The sequence below is a fragment of the Flavobacterium sp. genome (assembly GCF_041392005.1).
Taxonomy (GTDB): Bacteria; Bacteroidota; Bacteroidia; order Flavobacteriales; family Flavobacteriaceae; genus Flavobacterium.
Genome location: NZ_JAWKMX010000005.1, coordinates 24,128 through 47,096 on the forward strand (window position 1 = coordinate 24,128; position 22,969 = coordinate 47,096).

The following is a 22,969-nucleotide window of genomic DNA, read 5'->3' on the forward strand; positions in this document are numbered from 1 at the left end:
ATTTTTACAACGTATTCATTTTCTTTTTTAAAAGAATAAAAATAGGGCTTTAACGAAGTTTTGTTCAAAACCCAGTTTAAAAATGGAAAAACTTATTAACAAAGTGGGTTTTTGTGGTAAAAAGTGGTAAATAATTTTTATTTTTGTGGTAAACAAGTCTTAAAAAAATAGTTTTTGAACGCTTTAATTGGAACATACGAATGTAAAGTAGATGCTAAAGGTCGCCTTATGGTACCTGTGGCGTTGAAAAAACAATTAGGCAATTTAAACGAAGGGTTTGTTTTAAAACGTTCGGTTTTTCAGCCTTGTTTGGAGTTGTTTCCAATGAGTGAATGGAATAAAATGATGCAGAAAATCAATAAGTTAAATCGATTTAAAAAGAAGAACGACGATTTTATTAGACGATTTACAGCAGGTGTTAAAATGGTTGAAATAGATGCTAGTGGTCGTTTATTGATTCCGAAAGACTTGATTGTTTTTGCAAAAGTTAAAAAAGAAATTGTGTTGTCTTCAGCAATAAATATAGTAGAAATTTGGGATAAAGAATTGTATGAAAATGCAATTGAAAATGCAACCGATGACTTTGCTGATTTAGCCGAAGAAGTAATGGGAGATTTTAATGATGACGAAGATGGAATATCATAATCCTGTTTTATTAAAAGAAACGGTAGATGGTTTAAATGTTAAGCCTAATGGTGTGTATGTTGATGTTACCTTTGGTGGTGGTGGTCATTCAAAAGAAATAATGAGCCGACTTGGCGAAAATGGAAAGTTGGTAGCGTTCGATCAAGATGAAGATGCTTTGCAAAACGCAATTAACGATGAACGCTTTTTGTTGATAAATGAAAATTTTAGAAATATAAAAAGGTTCTTACGATTTCATGGAATTAAACAAGTTGATGGCGTTTTGGCAGATTTAGGTGTGTCTTCACATCAATTCGATGTTGCCGAAAGAGGTTTTTCTACTCGCTTCGATGCCGAATTGGATATGCGAATGAGCAAACGCGATAGTTTAAGTGCGTTTCATGTAGTGAACGATTATGATGAGAAAGACTTAAAAAGAGTGTTGTTTCAATATGGCGAATTAAAAAACGGTGGAGCTATGGCAAATGTTATTGTTTCGGCTCGAAAAGAAAAGCAAATTCGAAATACAGAGCAGTTAAAACAGGTGTTGGCTAAGTTTTTGCCAGCTCATAAAAGCAACAAAATTTTAGCTCAAATTTACCAAGCTATTCGTATTGAGGTTAACCAAGAAATAGAAGTTTTAAAAGAATTTTTAGAACAATGTAACGAAATTTTAAAACCAGGCGGAAGGCTAAGTGTTATTTCCTATCATTCGCTTGAAGACAGATTAGTAAAGCGTTTTATGCGCAATGGAATGTTCAACGGCGAACCCGAACGCGATATGTTTGGACGGTTTGAAGTGCCATTTAAGTTTGTGGAAAAACTAATTGTGCCAACCGAAGCGGAAATTGCAACAAATAACAGAGCTCGAAGCGCAAAGTTAAGAGTAGCCGAAAAATTATAAAAAATGAAGCAAGGAATTTATAGTTTATTAAAAGCTAAGTTTTTAGTAAGTGATGACGCTTTTAAAAATTGGAAATTTATTGTATTTCTAATTGTGCTTTGTATGATTATGATAGCCAATAACCATCGGTACGATGCAAAAAACTATCAAATAACCGAGTTAACAAATCGAGTGAAAGAATTGCGTTCAAAATTTGTAGATAATCGTTCTGAATTAATGAAGTTAAAAATGGAATCAACTATTGCAAAAAAAATGGAGGTACGAGAAATTTTTCCAGCAACTGTTCCGCCTACTAAAATAATTATAAAACAAAAAGAAGAAAAAAGTTTTTTTGACCAATTTTAAAATGGCAGTAAACCCAAAAAATACCAATTTGCGAATGTACATAACAGCTTTTGTAATTTTTACAATAGCTGCTTTGGTATTGATAAAATTGAATAATATTCAATGGGTGGAAGGCGATTATTATAGAAAATTAGCAAAAGAACGCACCGTACAAGATTTTGTTATTCCAGCTAATAAAGGAAATGTTTATTCGGCTGATGGAAGCTTACTTGCAACATCAATACCAGAATATACCATTCGGTTCGATGCTTTAGCACCAACACTCGAAACATTTAATCAAAATATAAAACCCTTATCAGATTCGTTAGCTAAAATGTTTGGTAAAACATCGGGTTTTTATCAACAAGAATTGCAGAAAGCAAGAAACAATAGAAGTCGTTATTTTTAATTGCACGAAAATTAAGTTATACCGATTATATGCGAATTAAAAGTTTTCCACTGTTTAAAAACGGACCTTATAAAGGTGGTTTAATTGTTAAACAAAAAACAGTACGTTCGCATCCTATTGGTTTGGTGGCACAAAGAACCATTGGTTACGAACGAGAAAATGAAGACGGAACCTTCAACGGGAAAGGTTTAGAATATGCTTTTAGAAAATATATTAATGGAAAAGATGGTTTTCAAAAACGACAAAAAATAGCTAAAAACCAATGGAAACCAATTAGTGATAATAACGAATTAGAACCACAAGATGGCTACGATATTATTTCTACTATAGATGTATATATTCAAGACATAGCGCACCACGCTTTATTAAAACAACTCGAATATTACCAAGCCGATCATGGTTGTGTAGTGGTTATGGAAACTAAAACAGGCGAAATTAAAGCTATTTCTAACCTAGGTCGTGCCAATGATGGTTCGTATTACGAAACCCAAAATTACCCGGTGGCCGAATCGCACGAACCAGGTTCTACTTTAAATTACTCGATTTAATTGCTTTGTGAACGATGAAAATAGATACCAGTAAAAACTTGATTTTCGACACGCACAACGGGTTGTTTTGTATGGAAGCGGTACGTTCGCGATTCTAAAAAAGGAGGCTATGGAAAAATATCGTTGGCACGCGGTTTCGAACTTTCTTCAAATACAGTTTTGGTACAAGCAGTTTACGATAATTATAAAGACAATCCAAAACAATTTATAGACAGAATAGATAGCTATGGTTTAAACAAACCATTAGGACTTCAATTAATAGGAGAAGGAAAACCAAAAATTCCGCAACCAGGTGAAAAAGATTGAGCATGGCACTACATTGCCTTGGATGGCTTTGGTTACGGTGTTTCGCTGCAGCATTGCAAGTGTTAACGATGTATAATACCGTTGCTAATAATGGTGTAATGGTTAAACCTTTATTTGTAAAAGGAAGAATTAAAGATAGAACAGACATTAAAAATACGACACCGAAGTTATTAATCCAAAATAGCTACCGATGAAACATTACTACAAGTACGAGCTATTTTAGAAAATGTAATAAAAAGAGGAACTGGAAAATCGTTGTATTCTAAAATTTTTTCAATGGCGGGAAAAACAACAGGAACGGCTCAAGCTAATTATATGATAAATCAAATTACACATTATGTAATGCTACAGGATATTTTCCAGCCGACGAACCAAAATATTCATGTATAGTAGTAGTGCATAAACCTAATGTTGAAGCAGGTTATTACGGTGCCGATGTGGCAGGACCAGTTTTTAAACGAATTGCACAAAAAATTTATACCGATTCGCCGCCTACTAATCACATAACCGATTTGGATCAAAAGCTTTCTAAACTCGATAAAAACTACGTAAATTATTATAAAAGCACGAAAATAGCAAAAATGTTGTGCCAAATCTTAAAAGGTATGCAAGTAATGGATGCTATTGCTTTGTTAGAAAATTTAGGATTAAAAGTAAAAGTAAACGGGTGGGTAAAGTAAAAACCCAATCTATTAACTCGGGAGAAAAAATAAGTAAAAATCAAATTATAGTTTTAGAATTATCGTTTGTTTTAAAAGACATATTGTATAAAGTGCATAATGAAATGATACAAGGAAGTACCAGTGTTTAATGTAATACAAAAATTGATTCGATTCTCGAAAAGTAGCATTGAACGATGTTTTTGTGGCTATAAAAAGGGTACTTTCAAACGGACACGATTTATAGAAAAAGCCGTAAATCAAGGGGCTGTTGCGGTTATTTGCGAAGAATTTCCAACTAAAATTATAAACGGTGTTACCTATGTAAAAGTTCAAAACACAAATGAAGCATTGGCTTTTTTAGCAGCAAATTATTACAACAATCCATCAAAAAATATTCGATTAGTTGGCGTAACAGGAACTAATGGAAAAACTACAATTGCTTCGCTTTTGTACCAAATGTTTAAAAAAGCAGGTTATAAAGTAGGATTACTTTCTACCGTAAAAATTAGGGTTGATGAAACCGAATACAAAGCAACGCATACAACGCCCGATTCGTTAACTATTAATTATTATTTAAATGAAATGGTCGAAATAGTTTTGTAATTTTGCTTTATGGAAGTTCCTCGCACGGTATTCATCAAAAACGTACCGAAGCACTTTATTATTTCGAAGGTGGAATTTTTGTTATCGCTTTGATCATTTAGACTATCACAACACATTTGCCGAATACCGCGACGTGAAAAAAGTTTTTTTCGACAATTTGCCAAAGTCAGCTTTTTGCGTAATAATATTGAAGCGTTTCGATAAAAACGGAACGATAATATTACAAAATACCGCAGCGAAAAGAAATTACTTATGCCTTGCATACCCAAATCGTATGCCGATTATATATTTAAAATTAGAAAATCAATTTACAGGTTTAATGGCAAAATAAATAATAACGAAGTTTATACCAAATTAATTGGTTCTTTTAATGCTTATAATTTGTTAGCAATTTACGCTACTGCTGTAGAATTAGGAATCGAAAAAAATGAAGCACTTCGTTTGTTATCCGAATTAGAAAGTGTTTCAGGACGATTTCAATATTTTATTTCCGAAGGAAAAATAACAGCAGTTGTCGATTATGCCCATACGCCCGATGCTTTAGAAAATGTATTGCATACACTAAATGATATTCGTACTAAAAACGAAGAATTAATTACAGTTGTAGGTTGTGGTGGCGATAGAGATAAAACAAAACGACCAATTATGGCAAAAATTGCTTCCGAATTAAGCACAAAAGCCATTTTTACAGCAGACAATCCTCGAACGGAAAATCCACAAACTATTATCGACGAGATGGAAGTTGGTGTTGAGCCGCAAAATTTTAAAAAAACACTTTCCATTTTAGATAGAAAACAAGCTATAAAAACCGCTTGCCAAATGGCAAATGCAAACGATATTATTCTAATCGCTGGAAAAGGACACGAAACCTATCAAGAAGTTAACGGCATACGAACCGATTTCGACGATTTAAAAATTGTAAAAGAACTGTTAAACCAATTAAATAAGTAAAAATGCTCTACTATCTCTTTCAATATTTAGACCAAACGTTCGATTTTCCAGGTGCGGGAGTATTTCAGTATATCACATTCCGTTCGGCAATGGCATTTTTATTGTCTTTATTTATAGCAACGGTTTACGGAAAAAAAATAATTAATTATTTACGCAAACAACAAATTGGCGAAACTGTTAGAGAACTCGGTTTAGAAGGTCAAAACCAAAAAGCAGGAACACCAACAATGGGCGGTGTTATTATAATTCTGGCAACCTTAATTCCAGTGTTATTATTTGCTAAATTAGAGAATATCTATGTTATCCTTTTATTAGTTACTACAGTTTGGATGGGAACCATCGGTTTTATTGATGATTATATTAAAGTTTTCAAAAAAGATAAAGAAGGATTAAAAGGACGATTTAAAGTTTTTGGTCAAATAAGTTTGGGTGTAATTGTAGGTTGTGCTTTATATTTTAGTCCAAATGTTACCATAAAAAATAATATTGATATTGTACGAAACCAATCAGGAAAAGTAATTACCACAACCGAAGCCGTAAAATCAACCGAAACAACGGTTCCGTTTTTTAAAAATAATACATTCGATTATGCTGAGGTTTTATCCTTTATGGGCGATGGTTACGAAAAGTATGCGTGGATAGTTTTTATTTTGGTTGTAATATTTATCATTACAGCCGTTTCAAACGGAGCAAATTTAACCGATGGTATCGATGGTTTAGCCGCAGGAACATCGGCAATTTCGGTGTTAACATTAGGAATTTTTGCATTTGTGTCGGGTAATATCATTTTCTCCGATTATCTCAACATTATGTACATACCCAATTCTGGAGAAATTACCGTTTTCATTTCGGCATTTGTAGGAGCATTAGTTGGGTTTCTTTGGTACAATACCTTTCCGGCCCAAGTTTTTATGGGCGATACAGGTAGTTTAACCATTGGCGGAATAATAGCCGTAATTGCCATTGCTATTAGAAAAGAATTGTTAATTCCTGTTTTATGTGGCATTTTCTTAGCCGAAAATTTATCAGTGGTTTTACAAGTTAGTTATTTTAAATATACAAAGAAAAAATATGGCGAAGGAAGACGAATTTTTTTAATGTCGCCTTTGCATCATCATTACCAGAAAAAAGGATTTCACGAAAGTAAAATTGTAACGCGTTTCTGGATTGTAGCCATAATATTAGCCATTTTATCATTAGTAGTTTTAAAATTGAGATAAAATGAAACGGTTGGTAGTTTTAGGCGGAGGCGAAAGCGGTGTAGGAACCGCAATTTTAGGAAAGAAAAAAGGATACGATGTATTTGTGTCTGATTTTGGAAAAATAAAAGAAAATTATAAAGAAGTTCTTTCAATTAACGGAATAAAATGGGAAGATGAAAAGCATACAGAAAATTTAATATTAAATGCCGATGTGGTTATGAAAAGCCCCGGTATTCCCGATAAAGTGCCAATTGTTAAACAATTAAAAGAAAAAGGAATTTCGGTAGTGTCGGAAATAGAATTTGCTTCTTCGTTTACCAACGCTATTACCATAGGAATTACAGGTAGCAACGGAAAAACCACAACTACGCTTTTAACCTATCATTTGCTAAAGCAAGCAGGATTAAACGTAGGATTGGCAGGAAATATAGGAAAGAGTTTTGCGTGGCAAGTTGCCCAAAACGAACACGAAGTGTATGTCTTAGAATTGAGTAGTTTTCAGTTAGATGGTATTGTTAATTACAAACCGCATATTGCCATAATTACCAATCTAAGTCCAGATCATTTAGATCGATATGATTACGATTACAAACAATACATCGCTTCAAAATTTAGAATAACGATGAACCAAACCAAAGACGATTTTTTAATAGTAGATGCAGATGATGTTGAAATCGAAAAATGGTTACAAAATAATACCACTAAAGCCAAAGTGCTGCAATTTTCACTAACAAAAGAGTTGCACGAAGGTGGTAGTGTACTAGAAAACAATTTGAATAACAATATAAACAACGACCAATTTACTATGCCAATTAACGAATTAGCTTTAGAAGGAAAACACAACGTTAAAAATGCTATGGCGGCAACCACTGTAGCGCAGTTGATGAAAGTTAGAAAACAAACCATTCGCGAAAGTTTAAGCAATTTTCAAGGCGCCGAACATCGTTTGGAAAAAGTTTTAAAAATTCAAGGCGTGCAATACATAAACGATTCTAAAGCGACCAATGTAAATGCTACATTTTTTGCACTAGATAGTATGACAGCACCAACCGTTTGGATTGTAGGCGGAATAGATAAAGGGAACGATTACGACGAATTAATGCCGTTAGTGCGCGAAAAAGTAAAAAGCATAATTTGTTTAGGTGTCGATAATCAAAAGTTAATTCACGCATTTAGCGATGTAGTTGACGTGTTAATTGAAACAACTTCAATGACGGAAGCCGTTAAAATAGCCGAAAAAATGGCAGAAAAAGGTGATACCGTTCTATTGTCGCCGTGTTGTGCAAGTTTCGATTTGTTTGAAAATTACGAAGATCGTGGTCGTCAGTTTAAAAATGCAGTACATAACCTATAAAAATGAAATATATTTTAAACAGATTAAGAGGAGATAAAGTAATATGGGCAATAGTTTTTCTATTGGCTCTCATTTCCTTTTTGCCTGTTTATAGTGCAAGCACAAATTTGGTTTATGTTATCGGTAAAGGATCAACAATAGGCTATTTAATTAAGCATTTAGCCCATTTGTTTATTGGTTTTATTATTATTTTTTGGATACATAAAATTCCGTATCACGTTTTTAGAGCTTTATCAATTATTGGAATACCAATAGTTATTGCTTTACTTATATATACTTTAGCGCAAGGTAAAACTATTGGCGGTGCTAATGCCAGCCGATGGATAGAAATACCATTTGTAGGCATTGGTTTTCAAACATCAACATTGGCATTTGCTGTTTTAATGATTTATGTTGCCCGATATTTAGCTAAAATAAGTAACAAAGAATATACGTTTAAAGATTCCTTATTAGAGCTTTGGCTACCTGTTTTTGCGGTACTTATTTTTATTTTGCCTTCAAATTTTTCAACTACGGCATTAATTTTTGCTATGGTGTGTATGTTGTTATACATAGGGCAATATCCTTTAAAATATTTAGCAGTTGTTTTAGGTTCTGGTGTTGCTATTTTGTTGTTGTTTCTCGTATTAGCAAAAGCCTTTCCAGATTCTAAATATTTTAGCCGTGTTAAAACTTGGGAAAAACGTGTAGAACGTTTTGTAGATAATACACCTAATGAAGACGATTACCAAATTGAAAAAGCAAAAATTGCCATTGCTTCAGGTAAAGTTTATGGTTTAGGCCCAGGTAAAAGCGTACAAAAAAACTTTTTGCCACAATCTTCTTCCGATTTTATTTTTGCCATAATTGTAGAAGAATATGGTTTTGTAGGGGCTTTTGTAATTGTGTTTTTATATATGTTGTTGCTCATTCGGTTTGTAATAAATGCACAAAAAGCGCCCACACTTTTTGGAAAATTAGTAATAATTGGTCTTGGTTTTCCCATTGTGTTTCAAGCCTTAGTAAATATGGCTGTAGCGGTAGAGCTACTTCCTGTTACAGGGCAAACTTTACCGTTAATTAGCGCGGGTGGAACTTCTATTTGGATGACTTGTGTTTCAATTGGTATTATTTTAAGCGTAACCAAAAAAGAAGAGGAAGTAGCCCAAGACGAAGCCGAACGAAAAGAACGCGACGAAGCATTGCAACGAATTATAGATAGAGAAATTGAACTTTCTTCTAATGACGATACTAACGATAATAATAATCCAAATCCTTTAGAACCTATATTAAATCAGTAAAATGGAACAACTTAAGTTTATAATTAGCGGCGGCGGAACGGGTGGACATATCTATCCGGCAATTGCTATTGCAAACGAATTAAAAGAACGTTTTCCTAATGCCGAATTTTTATTTGTGGGTGCAAAGGACAAAATGGAAATGCAAAAAGTACCACAAGCAGGCTATAAAATTGAAGGGCTTTGGATTTCGGGAATTCAACGAAAGTTGAGTTTACAAAATTTAATGTTTCCGATTAAACTACTATCAAGTTTATGGAAATCGTACCGAATTATTAAAAAATTTAAACCCAATGTGGTTATAGGAACTGGCGGTTTTGCTAGTGGAGCAGTTTTAAAAGTGGCATCAATGGCAGGTATTCCTACGGTAATTCAAGAACAAAATTCGTATCCAGGAATTACCAATAAACTACTGGCAAATAAAGCACAATCTATTTGTGTGGCATATGAAAATATGGAACAGTTTTTTCCTAAAGATAAAGTTAAACTAACGGGCAATCCAGTGCGTCAAGATTTAATTTTTGTAGATGACAAACGCATTCAAGGATTAACCTATTTCGAATTAAATTCCGATAAACGAACGCTTTTAGTTTTAGGCGGAAGCTTGGGCGCAAGAAGAATTAACCAACTTATCGAAAAGGAACTCGAATTTATTCTATCGTTAGGAATTCAAATTATTTGGCAATGCGGCAAATTATATTACGAAACATATAAACATTGGAACGAAAAAGAAAATGTACATGTGTTTGCATTTATTGATAAAATGGATTTTGCGTATGCGGCTGCCGATTTTATTATTTCACGGTCGGGCGCATCGTCAATTTCCGAATTATGTATTGTAGGTAAACCCACAATTTTAATTCCATCGCCTAATGTAGCCGAAGATCATCAAACTAAAAATGCTTTGGCATTATCAGAAAAAAAAGCCGCTATTTTAATAAAAGAAACAGAACTCGACGACAAATTTAAAACTACTTTTGCCGACTTGGTTCCAAACGATGCTTTACAAGAAAAATTAAGTAAAAAAATACATAAAAAAGCGCTGCCAAATGCTACAAAAGAAATAGCAGAGGAAGTGGTAAAACAATTCAGTAAGAAATGAATTTAAATCAAATACATAACATATATTTTATTGGTATTGGCGGCATCGGAATGAGTGCTTTAGCCCGATATTTTATGTATTTAGGTAAAAATGTAGCTGGTTACGATAAAACCCAAACGCAATTAACAAGCGAATTACAAACGCAAGGCATCAATATTCATTTTGAAGATGATATTGCGTTAATCGATAAAAAATATTTAGATAAAGAAACTACATTGGTTGTAATTACACCAGCTGTTCCAAAAAATCATACCGAGTGGAATTACTTTTTGAGCAATGGTTTTGAAGTAAAAAAACGAGCCGAAGTTTTGGGTATTATTACAAAAGGTACATATTCGTTTGCCGTTGCAGGAACACATGGTAAAACTACAACGTCTAGCATTTTAGGGCATATTTTATACCAAAGCAATGTCGATGTTACCGCATTTTTGGGCGGAATTGTAGAAGGTTATAATTCTAATGTAATTGGAACAGGAACTTCTGTTTCAGTTGTAGAAGCCGATGAGTTTGACCGTTCGTTTTTACATTTACATCCTAATTTGGCTTGTGTAACATCTATGGATGCCGACCATTTAGATATTTACGGAAATACAGAAGCAATAGAAAATTCGTTTCGAGAGTTTGCTTCAAAAGTAACACCCGAAAATTTATTTATTCCAATAGGATTACCATTAAAAGGAACAACTGTTGGCATAAACGAATCTGCCGATTTTTCGGCTCAAAATATTAGAATTGAAAACGGATTTTATGTGTTTGATGTAGTTACCAAAACGGAAACTATACACAATATACAATTTAGTTTGCCAGGACATCATAATTTATCAAATGCTTTAATTGCTTTAGCAATGGCAAAAAAATATGGTGTTTCAAATGAAAATATTAAAAACGCATTAGCCACGTTTACAGGTGTTCGTCGTAGGTTTTCGTTTCAGGTTAGAACGAAAAACGTAGTTTATATTGACGATTATGCACATCACCCAACCGAAATTAATGCGGTGCATCAAGCAGTACGAGAATTATATCCTGGTAAAAAAGTAATGGCTGTTTTTCAACCTCATCTTTTTTCTAGAACAAAAGATTTTGTTGATGGCTTTGCTGAAAGTTTATCAAAATTTGACGCCATTATTCTGTTAGCTATTTATCCTGCAAGAGAATTGCCAATTGAAGGTGTAACATCGAGCTGGTTATTAGAAAAAATTACAAATACAAATAAACAATTAGTAACAAAAGAAACACTATTAGAGATTATTAAGAAAAGCAACTTCGATGTGTTAGTAACAATAGGTGCTGGCGATATAGGCGAAATGGTAAAAGAAATTAAAAATATAATAAATGAAAAAAATCAATTGGCATAATATCCGACTTGTTTTAATCATTTTGTTAATGGTTTTTCTGTATTCTTTTGCTAGCAAAAGAAACCAAAATAGGGCTATTAAAAACGTTCAAATTTCGTTTGTAAACACAAAAGAAAACCACTTTTTAACCGATGAATTAGTTAATAACTTGTTGAAACAAAATTTAGGTGGTTCGTTCAGTATAGCAAAAGATAAAGTAGATTTGAATAGTGTAGAAACAGCCCTTAATAATCATGGAATGATAGAAAAAGCAGAAGTTTTTTCATCAATAGATGGTTGCTTAAATGCTCAAATTACGCAAAAAACGCCTATTGTTCGATACTTGTCTAGTGCAAATTCGTATTATTTAGATAAAAACGGAAGTATAATGCCTCTTTCAAGTAATTATTCGGCACGTGTGCCTATTGTGGTAGGAAATTTAACCGAACAAAATAAAGAAAAATATTTTGAGTTATTTCAAGAAATAGATAGCGATAATTTTTTAAAGAAGAATATTACAGGTATAGAAATTTTACCCTCGGGAAATGTAGTAATGAAAAACAGAACCTACAATTACAAAATCATATTAGGGAAGCCCGAACGAGTAAGACAAAAATTGAATAATTATAAAGGTTTTTACTATTTTTCGATAAAAGATACTTTAGCAAAAAAGTATAAAGAAGTAAATTTAATATTTACAGATCAGGTAGTTTGTAAAAAATAAGCAGTTATGAATAAAGACACTATTGCAGTAGGATTAGATATTGGAACAACAAAAATTGTTGTGATGATAGGCAGAAAAAACGAATACGGTAAGCTAGAAATTCTAGGTGTAGGAAAATCAAAAAGTTTAGGCGTGCATAGAGGTGTAGTAAACAATATTACACAAACTATACAATCTATTCAACAAGCCGTTTTAGAAGCCGAAAACAATTCTAATTATAAAATACACGATGTTGTTGTAGGAATTGCAGGGCAACACATTCGCAGTATTCAGCATAGCGATTATATAAGCCGTTCTAACGCCGAAGAAGTTATTGGCGATGCCGATATAGAAAAATTAATCGGTCAAGTTCATAAACTCGCCATGCTACCAGGCGAAGAAATTATTCATGTTTTGCCGCAAGAGTTTAAAATTGATGGGCAAAGCGAAATAAAAGAACCAATAGGAATGTATGGTGGCCGATTAGAATCGAGTTTTCATGTAGTAGTAGGGCAAGCAGCATCTATTAGAAACTTAGGGCGATGTATTAAAAGCTCGGGGCTAGAGCTTTCGGGCTTAACCTTAGAACCATTAGCTTCGGCAGATGCCGTTTTAAGCCAAGACGAAAAAGAAGCAGGTGTAGCATTAGTAGATATAGGTGGCGGAACAACCGATTTAGCGGTTTTTAAAGACGGAATAATTCGCCATACAGCCGTAATACCTTTTGGTGGAAATGTAATTACCGAAGATATAAAAGAAGGCTGCTCAATTATAGAAAAACAAGCCGAATTACTAAAAGTAAAATTTGGATCAGCTTGGCCAGGCGAAAACAAAGACAACGAAATTGTTTCTATTCCCGGATTAAGAGGCCGCGAACCAAAAGAAATTTCACTTAAAAATCTATCAAAAATAATACACGCCAGAGTAGTCGAAATTATAGAGCAAGTATATGCCGAAATTAAATTATACGGACACGAAGAAAGCAAAAAGAAATTAATTGCAGGTATTGTTTTAACAGGCGGCGGAGCCGAATTAAAACACATAAAACAATTAGTAGAATATATAACAGGAATGGATACTCGAATTGGTTATCCAAACGAGCATTTAGCTGGCGACTCTCACGAAGAATTATCGAGCCCAATATATGCCACAGCAGTAGGTTTAGTTATGAATAGTATTCGTAACAATACCAAAAGCGCAACACCATTATTAGAATTAAAAAAAATAGAAGAAGAACAAAATTATTTTGAAGCAAAACAAGCCGAACCCGAAGAAACAGAAGACAAACAACAAAACAATACTGTTGTAGAATCTTCCGAATCAAAAGTACGAAAATCGTTTTTTGATAAGTATATAGAAAAAATAAAAGAATTTTTAGATAATGCCGAATAATATAATACCAAACGCTATGTCAGACTTTACAGATATCAAATTTAATTTACCCAAAAACCAATCAAACGTAATAAAGGTTATTGGAGTAGGAGGTGGAGGTAGCAACGCTATTAACCACATGTTTAAGCAAGGAATAAAAGGAGTAGATTTTGTAGTTTGTAATACCGATGCACAAGCGCTGCAAAGTAGCCCTGTTCCCAATAAAATTCAGTTAGGGGTAACCTTAACCGAAGGATTAGGTGCAGGTGCAAACCCAGAAGTTGGCCACCAATCGGCATTAGAAAATATTTCCGAAATAGAAAAAATGCTCGATACCAATACCAAAATGGTATTTATTACCGCAGGTATGGGCGGCGGAACGGGTACAGGTGCAGCACCTGTAATAGCCCAGTTAGCAAAAGAACGCAACATTTTAACAGTAGGTATTGTAACTATTCCCTTTCAATTTGAAGGAAAAAGTCGTACCGAGCAAGCCATGATTGGTGTAGAAAAATTACGCAAGCAAGTAGATTCGCTAATTGTTGTAAACAATAATAAATTACGAGAAGTTTACGGAAACTTAGGCTACAAAGCAGGCTATTCTAAAGCAGACGAAGTATTAGCAACAGCAGCACGCGGTATAGCCGAAGTAATTTCGCAACATTATATTCAAAATATCGATTTGCGCGATGCCAAAACAGTACTTGCCGATAGTGGTACCGCAATTATGGGTTCTGCACTAGCAACAGGTACAGATAGAGCCAAACAAGCCATCGTAAAAGCACTCGATTCTCCGTTGTTAAACGACAATAAAATTACAGGAGCAAAACAAGTATTATTGCTAATTGTTTCAGGAAAAGATGCCGAACACGAAATTACAATAGACGAAATAAGCGAAATAAACGAATACATTCAAAGCGAAGCAGGAAATAGTGCCAATATAATTATGGGATTAGGAGAAGATGAGTCGCTAGACAGCGCTATTTCGGTAACAGTTATTGCTACTGGTTTCAATCTCGATCAACAAGCAGAAATTGTAAATACAGAACCTAAAAAAATTATTCATTCTCTTGAAGACGAGCAAAAATTAACACACGATTTATCGTCGCCAAAACCAACTACAGCGTTCAATAATTTGCAAGAAACTGAAAATGATGCTGTTGAGGCAAAAAATGAAACCAAAAATGTAGAAGCAGAAACAACTGCAGTTGCCGAAAAAGTAGTTTTTAATTTAGAGGAAGAAACGGTAAAAAAAAATGATTTTTCATTTGAAATAACAGCACCAAAACCCGATTTAATTGAAACTACACAAGAAATTCAAAATATAGATGTTGCATTTGAAATAGTTACACCAGCTGTAGAAACAACACCGTTTCAAAACAACGCCGTAAAAGAAATAGAAGTAGCCGAGCCAAAAGAAATTACACCAGCTACCGAAAATATTAATTTTTCTTTAGAATTGTTTGAAACCAATGAAACAACAAAAACCGAAGAGCCAGTTGCAGCAATTGAAACCGAAAATAAAGTTATTAAATATTCATTAGACGATTATTTAGAAAAAGAAAACGAAATGCTTTCGGCAAAACCAGTAGCGCAAGTTAAAGAAGAGGAAAAAATTGACGAAACATTGCAGTTTCAAGTAAAACAAAAAGAAACTACGCCAGTTGTTGAGCTAAATGAATCTACAACTTCGCCAATTGAAATGACCATTGAAGAATCGTTACGAGCAAGAGTCGAAGAAAGAAAACAAAGAATGAAAGAATTTAATTACAAGTTCAATACAGCATCATCTCAAGTTGACGAACTCGAAAAAGTTCCAGCTTATAAACGACAAGGCTTAGATGTAGAAACTAAAATTGCAACCAATAATCAGTCGCGAATGTCTTTAGATACCGATAGTAACGACGATTTGCAGTTGCGTTCTAACAATTCGTTTTTACACGATAATGTAGATTAAAACTAGAAATTCTATCGCAATAAAATCCCGATTAATCGGGATTTTTTTATTACTTTTGCAATGCAAAAAACACATAAAAATGAGTTTAGAAACACAAATAATGGGGCAAATGAAAGAAGCTATGAAAGCCAAAGACAGCGTAGCTTTAGAAGCATTGCGAGCCATAAAATCGGGTATTATTTTAGCCAAAACAGAAACAGGAGCTAAAGAAGAATTATCAACAGATGATGAAATAAAACTATTGCAAAAATTAGTTAAACAACGCAAAGATAGTGCGGCTATTTATACCGAACAAGGCAGAGCCGATTTGGCAGATCCCGAGCTAGCACAAGTAGCAATAATAGAGAAGTTTTTACCAGCACAACTATCGGAAGCAGAAATTGAAGCCGAAGTATCAAAAATTATTGCCGAGGGCAATTTTTCGGGTATGGCTGCAATGGGACAAGTTATGGGATTAGCCTCTAAAGCTATGGCGGGTAAAGCCGATGGCAAAACCATCTCAAACATTGTTAAAAAACTTTTAGCATAAAATAAATTTTGAATTCCAATTTCAAAATTGATAAGGCCTCGTAGTTCAACTGGATAGAATAACGGATTTCGGCTCCGTTGGTTGGGGGTTCGAATCCCTCCGAGGTCACAATTAAACAAAAATAGGATGTATAATTTTTAATTGGTAAAAATGAAAATAGTTATTACACTTTTAGTTACAATCATTACTACTATTAGTTTTTCTCAGGAAATTGATTTTTCTAGAAATGAGTTGATTGTTGAGTTTAAGGAAAACAATTATAAAGATAAATTAAAACTTTTTAAATCAAATAGTAGGTTAAATAAAATTAATGATTCATTGGAATTGGATTCTTTTAAAATAATTGGAAATAAAAAAGATAAGAATACCTTTCTTTTAAAATTCAAAAAAGAAATTGATGTTGAATCTATAATTAAAACGTATTCAAATACAAATCTATTTAATTATGTTGAGCCAAATTATATAGGAAAAGGACATGGGGTTTTACAAACTACTCCAAATGATCCTTTTTTTTTAAGTCGTCAATGGTCTCATTATAATGATGGTAGTTTTTCACTCTCACCATCCATAAATGATGCAGATATTGATACAGATTTAGCTTGGGATATTACTCAAGGGAGTACTAATTTAATTGTTGCAATTTTGGATACAGGTATAAAATTAGATCACCCTGAATTTTCTGGACGAATAGTTGCAGGTTATGATTTTGTAAATGAAGATACTAATCCTACTGACGATCAGGGTCATGGAACTAATGTTGCTGGGATTGCCTTGGCTAAAGGAAATAATTTTATAGGGTATGCCGGTGTAAATTGGAACTCTAAAATTATGGCTTGTAAAGTTTTAGATTATAATAATTCTGGATATTACAGTTGGTGGGCTGATGCTATTTATTTTGCAGTAGATAATGGTGCAAAAGTTATCAATTTGTCAGCAGGGGGTAATGGTTCTTCGACATTGCTTGAAAACGCAGTAAATTATGCGTACAACAATAATGTTAGTGTAGTTGTTTCAACAGGTAATCAAAATTCAACTATTCAATATCCAGCTAAATATGTAAATTCTATTGCCGTAGGTTCTACAAATTCAAATGACATTAGGTCAAGTCCTTTTTTTTGGAGTGCAACGAGTGGAAGCAATTATGGTGCTGAATTGGATTTTGTTGCTCCTGGAAATTATATTTATGGCTTAAGCCATACATCAAACACAAACTATGATTATTATTGGGGAGGAACTTCACAAGCTGCACCACATGTAACAGGTGTAATTTCACTTTTACTTTCAGTTAATCCATCATTGACAGTTAGTCAAATACGCTTTATTTTACAACAATCATCTCAAGATTTAGTTGGAGATAGTTTTGATACAGTAGGTTGGGATCAATATTACGGTTTTGGAAGAATAAATGCTTTTAATGCAATTTCTAATCCTTTATTATCAAATACTGAATATTATATAGCATCTAAAGATTTGAAAATATTTCCAAATCCAATTATTAACGAAAATTCATTTTCAATTTCAGGTTTAGAACCAAATGTAATTTATGATATTAAAATAGTTTCTCTTGATGGTAAAATAGTTAAAGAAATTAATGATTTAAAAACAGATGGAGTATTAAAAGTTGAACATGAGTATTTGATATCTGGCATTTATTTTGTTAATATTCATGATTTAAATTCTAATTTAACTTTTAATAAAAAAATAATTATAAAGTAAATTAAAAAACAAGAACTTTACTTCTTTTTTACTGTTTGTATAAGAAGCTTTCAAATTCGCCAAATGTAAAAATATATAACCAAGATTATTGCAATTTAATTACTTTTTCTAGTGCTGTAGTAGTTTTAGTAGTAATTTTTATAAAGTATAATCCAGAAGGTAATTTAGATAAATTTAGAGTAGTTTCATTGTTTTCTATTACAACGTTTGTAAGAACAGCTACAGTTTTAAAATTGGCATCGAAAACCTCAATAGAACGTATTTCAGTAAGTGGTGTTTGCAAACGAATAGTTTCCTTAAACGGATTAGGATAAAACACAGTAGAAATAGTAGTAGCTGAATTTTGATTTAAAGCAGCACAATAAGAAGCTCTTGGATTTAAAGCATTTGTGCAAGGACTAGAATAATTAGACTCGGGAAATTGCGGTGCTAAAAAATCGTTAACCACTAAACTCGATAAACCACCTGATAGCTGTGTTTGCACCGTTGACCCATTGCCTAAAGCAATGTCTTTTGCAGTTGCGTTACCCGTAAAAGTATAATCCGCTAAAGCATCAACAAGTCTATAAATAGCATAGTAATCAAGCGCATCGAAAGAAGAATTGGTTAAGCTAGTATAATGATCTGCCGTATAATTGTATCCGCTAATCACATCGGTGTGTATGTAAACAATATCTTTTTCTGTGTTGGCAATATTAATATTTTGAAAAATATCTATCGCCATACGATGATCGGTTACATTTTCATCTTCGGTTATTATACTTAATAATTTAGTAGAATTGTCAAAATTTTCGAGTTGGCTTTGCGAAATATTATACGAATACCATTGCGATATAGGTACTAAAAATTTTCCAGAATTCCCCCAGTTGTTAGTTGTAATCAAATTATTGGCAATAGCAAAAATAGCGCCTGCGCCAAACGAATGCCCTATAAACCCAACTTTTGAAGTATCTAATATAGAAGGATAATTAGTTGCAGCGGCTAAAAACCCTTGTTCTAACACTGTGTATTGATTGGTTCCCGAGATTGGATAAGGTACAAATACAACAGCATAACCTTTAGAGACTAAAAAATTAATAAAACCTAAATAACTAACAGGAGAACTTAACGAAAAACCATGTGCAAAAAAAATAGTGGGAACACTACTTGTTATGCCTGTTGGGTAATAAATTTGAACATTTTGTGTGTAAACAGGATTGGTAACCGATACATTTGTTAGCGAATAAGCACCATCAGCACCATAACCCGATAGTGGTTTTGCTATAGGGCCAGTATAGGTTTGACCAAACGCTAAAGTACAAAATAATAGACTTATAATTAAAGTTGCTTTCTTCATTGTTAATCTACAATCATTAACTTTCCTATATCAGTTCGGTAAAGCATACCTGTTTCTAAACCAGCATTTTTCGCTTCGTTGTTTGAGTTGTAAACAGGGCAATTTTCAATCATTAACGGCGATAAATCCTCTGCTTTAGCCGTAATATGTGCTGTTACAAATTCATTTGTTAAATTATCTTCAGAGTTTATAACAATTTTATCAGCAATTAATTTTGTGTTGTTTGCTTGTTTTTCAGTTTCTCTTTCTATAGATACTAATTCTTGGTTTCCGTTAGCATTTGTGAAATTAAAAAAACCATTACCTATATGCGTTAATTTATTAGGCGAAGCCATTCGTAAACTAGAAGCATTTATAGTTTTAAGATAACCGTTTGCGTCTATAGCTACAATTTGTGTTTGCAAGTTATCTGTAGCCCAGCGGTTATTTTTATTAAAACTAATTTTACCGTCTTGGTGCAATTCCATTTTTAGTTCAGGGTTTTCTGCATCAGAAGTATAGCGTTCAATATAAAATTGCAGTTTACCTGGTGTTGAACTTGCCGTAATTGTTCCTTCAGCAACACTTTGTATATTTCCTAATGTGATAAATTGTGGTGTGCCACTAACTACATCGCCAACACCTCTATAATTAAGCGCACCTATAATGTCGTTATCTTCAACTTTAGTGGCATTTTCGTAAGAAGTTCCTCTACCTCTTAAAAATTGTATAGTTGTGGCTTCGTTTGCATTATTACTGTATTTGCTAAAATAGGTTTCTTGTTCACTATCTACCGATTCGGCAATAGCTGTTAATTTTCCCAAAGAAACTGTTGTACCCACAGAAACATTTCCTTTATGGTAAATACTACTATTATTGGTTGCGTCGGGTAAATCTGTTGCTACGTTTAACCAAGGCAACGATTTTTCTCCTAAAACAGCAGTTGATAAAAGGCGTACCCACAATGTTCCGTTCCAGAAATAAAAACCAGGAGTTACGTCATTTACAGTAGCCGTATTATAAACTAATAATGATTCTTTAGGTGTATTTAAAATAGGGCTAGTGCTATTTGTTTGTATAAGCCTTACTTTTGGAATTAAAATTCCTTTATCTGTAGCAGTTACATCTAGTACACTACTATTATGTGGCGTTTGCGTACCAATTCCAACTTGTGCGTGTAAACAAGTTGAGAAAAGAATAAGTGTAAGTAATATTTTTGCTGTATTCATCTTAAAAAACAATCATTAAGTCGCCCTCTTTATCTTTGTATAACATACCTTCTTTTAATCCAGCTTTTTTAGCCTCATCATTCGAATTGAATGTTGGAACTTTAGAAAGCAGTAAAGGCGATAAATCGGTTGCACGTTTTACAATATGTAACGATGTACTTTTATTAGAAAATAATGTTCCTACAATAACTTTTTCAGTATTGTTTGCTTCTTTTTGAAGGCTAGTGCTTTCGGCTGCAGCAGGATAAAGGTTTATTTGCTGTTTGTTTAAGCGGTTTGATAATGTATAACCTTTCTCTTTTTTAACAATGGTTTGTGGTGATGTTCGTAACAGTGAAGCATCAATTTTTACTAATGTACCATCGCTTTTTACTGCAATTGCAGTTTCTGAGCTTAAATTTGATTCGTCCCAATTAGTATGTTTTGGAAAATGAATTTTTCCGTCGTTTAAAATTCGCATTACAAGTTCTGGTGCAGTTGCACCTATGGGTGTTGTAGAAAACTCTAATCGAGAAGGAAAATCGTCTGTTCCAGTTGCTCCATCTACTGCGGCTTCAATTTTTGCAAAAGAGCCAAAAACAGGTTCATTAGCAATAACTTCTTTAACGCCTTTCCATTCCATAGTGCCTACTTTATCGCCATCTACTAATGCTAATTTTGTATCGTAATTATTTCCTCTAGAACGCACTAAATCTAAATCGCAACCCGAATCTTTGTCGTTTTCAATACTCATAAAATGAGCTACAGGATTTTCGCTATCTTCTGTAAGAACAGTAAGAGGACCAAAAACTTTATTAGTACCAATACTTACAGTACCATTTGTATAAATATTATCGGTATTGGTGGCATTTGCCGTGCCCGAACTATAATTGTACCAAGGCGAGTTATACGTTTTACTATCGGTACCATCTAGTAACTTTACCCATTTGTTTCCGTTCCAATAATAAAATCCTGGTATAACATCATTTGCAGTTGCAGTGTTGTAAACCAATATAGATTCTTGCGGCGTTACACTAACAGGAATTGGCGATTGGTTTGTGGTTGAAGTTAGTGTAACTCTAGGTATTAAAACACCTTTATCTGTAGCTACTACATCTAAAGCAGAACTGTTATGAGGCGTTGTTGTATTAATACCAATTTGCGCCACACAAGTAAAAGACGTTACAAAAACTAAAATATAAATTAACTGTTTCATTTAAATTACAATTTTTAAGTTACCCGTAGTGGTTTTATAAACCATTCCTTCTTGTAAACCATTTTCAAGAGCTTCTTCGTTCGAATTAAAAACAGGGCAATCTTCAAGTGTTACAGGCGATTTCTTGTTTTTTCCTGAAATGTTTACTGTAGCAAAATTCTCAGTGATATTTCCTATGTTTAATTCAGATTTGTTATATGTAAACGTGTCCAAATCTACAGCGTTATTATTTTGAGTTCTGTTTGCCATTAAGGCAGCTTTGTCTATTTTAATAAATTTATCGTTTTTAATTCCTACTATTTTGTCGGTAGCTAAATCGCTTGTAGCCCAGTTAGCAACACTTCTGTTGTAATTAAATTGCACAACTCCATGAAGGTTTATTCTGAAAACTCTTGTAGAATCGTCGAATCCATCTTCGCAAGTTTCAAACCACATTTGTGCAGGTGCTCTTGTAGCCGATATGTTTCCGTTGCCCCAGCTTTTTACTTTTATTTCGGCATAAGTATCTCTTCCTAAATATGAAAAAATACTAAAGCTAAGCCTTGCAGTACCCACAAAGCGAAGACTTCCTACGTCCCAGTCGCCACTAATTCCATGACCACCATTATCGTCTATAGACATAACAGTGCTATAACTAGTACCGGCTCCATGGCAAATATTAATATTAAAACTAGTGTTGGTATTTGAAAAATGACCAAAAGTGTTAATGTCTAAATCGCCAGCATACGATTCTGTATATAGAATTCTACCTAACCCTAATGCTAAAAGACCAGAGTCTGGTTTAACGTATGTAGTGCCAAGGGTGTAAACATTGTCTAAATAGCTAGATGATGGCGTGTTAGTGCTTAAAATGTTCCAAGGCGTGTTTGCTGTAACGGTTAAATCATTAAGGTTCGTTATAAAAGGACTCCATTGGTTATTTTTTTCCCAAAAATAAAATCCTTTTTTTACATCATTTACAACAGAAGTATTGTAAATTAGTAACGATTCTGAAGGAATATTTCCTAAATTTGTAGTAGTATTTGTTAAACTAACATTAGGAAGTAGTACACCAGAATTTGAAGAGTCAATATGCAAAATTGAAGAACGATCAACAGTTGTAGTTCCTATACCAACTTGTGCATACGAAATGGCACTAAAAATTATAAGTGAAGTACAAACACTTAAAATTTTTATTTTTTCTGAAATAACAATAAAACAAGATCGTAACATAGCAATAGTTTTAAGGGTTGTTAAACGCTTAAATTTTTTGCAAAGGTAAGAACTTAACGTGTTAAAAAAACAAAAAATCGGTAAAAAGAATAAAATTCTGACAAATAACAGTGTTTTTAAGCTGTTTTGTTATGGTTAATAA

General features: G+C 33.3%; 17 protein-coding genes, 1 tRNA gene and 2 pseudogenes. 16 read left to right on the forward strand and 4 right to left on the reverse strand.

All coding sequences use genetic code 11. From position 1 onward, the window contains the following. Nucleotides 1-174: 174 nt before the first annotated feature. From mraZ to R2808_RS04435, 16 genes and pseudogenes are all read left to right on the forward strand, one after another. A complete protein-coding gene (mraZ, locus tag R2808_RS04360; protein ID WP_371269739.1) occupies nt 175-645 on the forward strand; it encodes a division/cell wall cluster transcriptional repressor MraZ in 471 nt (156 codons plus the stop codon). Continuing rightward, nucleotides 620-1,528, forward strand: coding sequence for a 16S rRNA (cytosine(1402)-N(4))-methyltransferase RsmH (gene rsmH, locus R2808_RS04365; RefSeq protein ID WP_371269740.1), 909 nt, complete (start codon nt 620-622; stop codon nt 1,526-1,528). Before mraZ ends, rsmH begins: the two co-directional genes overlap by 26 nt. Nucleotides 1,529-1,531: 3 nt before the next feature. Then, nucleotides 1,532-1,873 carry an FtsL-like putative cell division protein gene (locus tag R2808_RS04370; protein WP_371269741.1) on the forward strand — a complete coding sequence of 114 codons (342 nt, stop codon included), beginning with the start codon at nt 1,532-1,534 and terminating at the stop codon, nt 1,871-1,873. A 1-nt stretch (nt 1,874) separates the two neighbouring features. Continuing rightward, nucleotides 1,875-3,860, forward strand: a pseudogene (locus tag R2808_RS04375) (penicillin-binding protein); the annotation flags it as partial. 39 nt (nt 3,861-3,899) lie between these two features. Continuing rightward, nucleotides 3,900-5,331: pseudogene (locus R2808_RS04380) on the forward strand (UDP-N-acetylmuramoyl-L-alanyl-D-glutamate--2,6-diaminopimelate ligase). 2 nt (nt 5,332-5,333) lie between these two features. After that, nucleotides 5,334-6,551 carry a phospho-N-acetylmuramoyl-pentapeptide-transferase gene (gene mraY / locus R2808_RS04385; protein ID WP_371269742.1) on the forward strand — a complete coding sequence of 406 codons (1,218 nt, stop codon included), beginning with the start codon at nt 5,334-5,336 and terminating at the stop codon, nt 6,549-6,551. Between the two features lies 1 nt (nt 6,552). Then, nucleotides 6,553-7,887, forward strand: coding sequence for a UDP-N-acetylmuramoyl-L-alanine--D-glutamate ligase (gene murD, locus R2808_RS04390; RefSeq protein WP_371269743.1), 1,335 nt, complete (start codon nt 6,553-6,555; stop codon nt 7,885-7,887). 2 nt (nt 7,888-7,889) lie between these two features. After that, on the forward strand, nt 7,890-9,167 hold the full coding sequence (locus tag R2808_RS04395; RefSeq protein ID WP_371269744.1) for an FtsW/RodA/SpoVE family cell cycle protein: 1,278 nt from the start codon (nt 7,890-7,892) through the stop codon (nt 9,165-9,167). Nucleotide 9,168: 1 nt separating this feature from the next. Then, nucleotides 9,169-10,266: an undecaprenyldiphospho-muramoylpentapeptide beta-N-acetylglucosaminyltransferase gene (gene murG / locus R2808_RS04400; RefSeq protein ID WP_371269745.1), complete on the forward strand. Its 1,098-nt coding sequence runs from the start codon at nt 9,169-9,171 to the stop codon at nt 10,264-10,266. Further along, nucleotides 10,263-11,621: a UDP-N-acetylmuramate--L-alanine ligase gene (gene murC, locus R2808_RS04405; protein WP_371269746.1), complete on the forward strand. Its 1,359-nt coding sequence runs from the start codon at nt 10,263-10,265 to the stop codon at nt 11,619-11,621. Before murG ends, murC begins: the two co-directional genes overlap by 4 nt. Then, nucleotides 11,599-12,324: a cell division protein FtsQ/DivIB gene (locus tag R2808_RS04410; protein WP_371269747.1), complete on the forward strand. Its 726-nt coding sequence runs from the start codon at nt 11,599-11,601 to the stop codon at nt 12,322-12,324. Before murC ends, R2808_RS04410 begins: the two co-directional genes overlap by 23 nt. A gap of 6 nt (nt 12,325-12,330) precedes the next feature. After that, nucleotides 12,331-13,695 (forward strand): cell division protein FtsA, encoded by a 1,365-nt coding sequence (gene ftsA, locus R2808_RS04415; protein WP_371269748.1) that lies wholly within the window; start codon nt 12,331-12,333, stop codon nt 13,693-13,695. A gap of 16 nt (nt 13,696-13,711) precedes the next feature. Continuing rightward, nucleotides 13,712-15,631, forward strand: coding sequence for a cell division protein FtsZ (ftsZ, locus tag R2808_RS04420; RefSeq protein WP_371269749.1), 1,920 nt, complete (start codon nt 13,712-13,714; stop codon nt 15,629-15,631). Between the two features lie 79 nt (nt 15,632-15,710). Further along, complete coding sequence (locus tag R2808_RS04425) at nt 15,711-16,160, forward strand: GatB/YqeY domain-containing protein (RefSeq protein WP_371269750.1); 450 nt, start codon at nt 15,711-15,713, stop codon at nt 16,158-16,160. A gap of 34 nt (nt 16,161-16,194) precedes the next feature. Continuing rightward, nucleotides 16,195-16,268, forward strand: a tRNA-Arg gene (locus tag R2808_RS04430). A 42-nt stretch (nt 16,269-16,310) separates the two neighbouring features. Then, on the forward strand, nt 16,311-17,876 hold the full coding sequence (locus tag R2808_RS04435) for a S8 family serine peptidase (RefSeq protein WP_371269751.1): 1,566 nt from the start codon (nt 16,311-16,313) through the stop codon (nt 17,874-17,876). Nucleotides 17,877-17,961: 85 nt separating this feature from the next. Here R2808_RS04435 and R2808_RS04440 read toward each other — a convergent pair whose 3' ends face one another. From R2808_RS04440 to R2808_RS04455, 4 genes are read right to left on the reverse strand one after another with little or no spacing between them, the layout of a single operon-like run. Then, nucleotides 17,962-19,212, reverse strand: a complete 1,251-nt coding sequence (locus R2808_RS04440; RefSeq protein WP_371269752.1) for a T9SS type A sorting domain-containing protein — start codon at nt 19,210-19,212, stop codon at nt 17,962-17,964. Between the two features lie 2 nt (nt 19,213-19,214). Continuing rightward, entirely contained in the window at nt 19,215-20,420 is a 1,206-nt protein-coding gene (locus tag R2808_RS04445) for a hypothetical protein (RefSeq protein ID WP_371269753.1), read from the reverse strand. Nucleotide 20,421: 1 nt separating this feature from the next. Continuing rightward, the gene (locus R2808_RS04450) at nt 20,422-21,615 is read right to left on the reverse strand and encodes a hypothetical protein (RefSeq protein WP_371269754.1); all 1,194 of its coding nucleotides are present in this window, start codon (nt 21,613-21,615) and stop codon (nt 20,422-20,424) included. Next, the gene (locus R2808_RS04455) at nt 21,616-22,827 is read right to left on the reverse strand and encodes a hypothetical protein (RefSeq protein WP_371269755.1); all 1,212 of its coding nucleotides are present in this window, start codon (nt 22,825-22,827) and stop codon (nt 21,616-21,618) included. Between the last annotated feature and the right edge of the window lie 142 nt (nt 22,828-22,969).

Coding starts and splice junctions, on each gene's coding strand:
- R2808_RS04445 (WP_371269753.1), bottom strand. CDS start 20,420: ATGAATACAGCAAAAATATTACTTACACTTATTCTTTTCTCAACTTGT.
- murG (WP_371269745.1), top strand. CDS start 9,169: ATGGAACAACTTAAGTTTATAATTAGCGGCGGCGGAACGGGTGGACAT.
- R2808_RS04410 (WP_371269747.1), top strand. CDS start 11,599: ATGAAAAAAATCAATTGGCATAATATCCGACTTGTTTTAATCATTTTG.
- R2808_RS04455 (WP_371269755.1), bottom strand. CDS start 22,827: ATGTTACGATCTTGTTTTATTGTTATTTCAGAAAAAATAAAAATTTTA.
- R2808_RS04435 (WP_371269751.1), top strand. CDS start 16,311: ATGAAAATAGTTATTACACTTTTAGTTACAATCATTACTACTATTAGT.
- R2808_RS04440 (WP_371269752.1), bottom strand. CDS start 19,212: ATGAAGAAAGCAACTTTAATTATAAGTCTATTATTTTGTACTTTAGCG.
- R2808_RS04370 (WP_371269741.1), top strand. CDS start 1,532: ATGAAGCAAGGAATTTATAGTTTATTAAAAGCTAAGTTTTTAGTAAGT.
- R2808_RS04395 (WP_371269744.1), top strand. CDS start 7,890: ATGAAATATATTTTAAACAGATTAAGAGGAGATAAAGTAATATGGGCA.
- R2808_RS04425 (WP_371269750.1), top strand. CDS start 15,711: ATGAGTTTAGAAACACAAATAATGGGGCAAATGAAAGAAGCTATGAAA.
- mraY (WP_371269742.1), top strand. CDS start 5,334: ATGCTCTACTATCTCTTTCAATATTTAGACCAAACGTTCGATTTTCCA.
- ftsZ (WP_371269749.1), top strand. CDS start 13,712: ATGTCAGACTTTACAGATATCAAATTTAATTTACCCAAAAACCAATCA.
- R2808_RS04450 (WP_371269754.1), bottom strand. CDS start 21,615: ATGAAACAGTTAATTTATATTTTAGTTTTTGTAACGTCTTTTACTTGT.
- murD (WP_371269743.1), top strand. CDS start 6,553: ATGAAACGGTTGGTAGTTTTAGGCGGAGGCGAAAGCGGTGTAGGAACC.
- ftsA (WP_371269748.1), top strand. CDS start 12,331: ATGAATAAAGACACTATTGCAGTAGGATTAGATATTGGAACAACAAAA.
- rsmH (WP_371269740.1), top strand. CDS start 620: ATGATGACGAAGATGGAATATCATAATCCTGTTTTATTAAAAGAAACG.
- murC (WP_371269746.1), top strand. CDS start 10,263: ATGAATTTAAATCAAATACATAACATATATTTTATTGGTATTGGCGGC.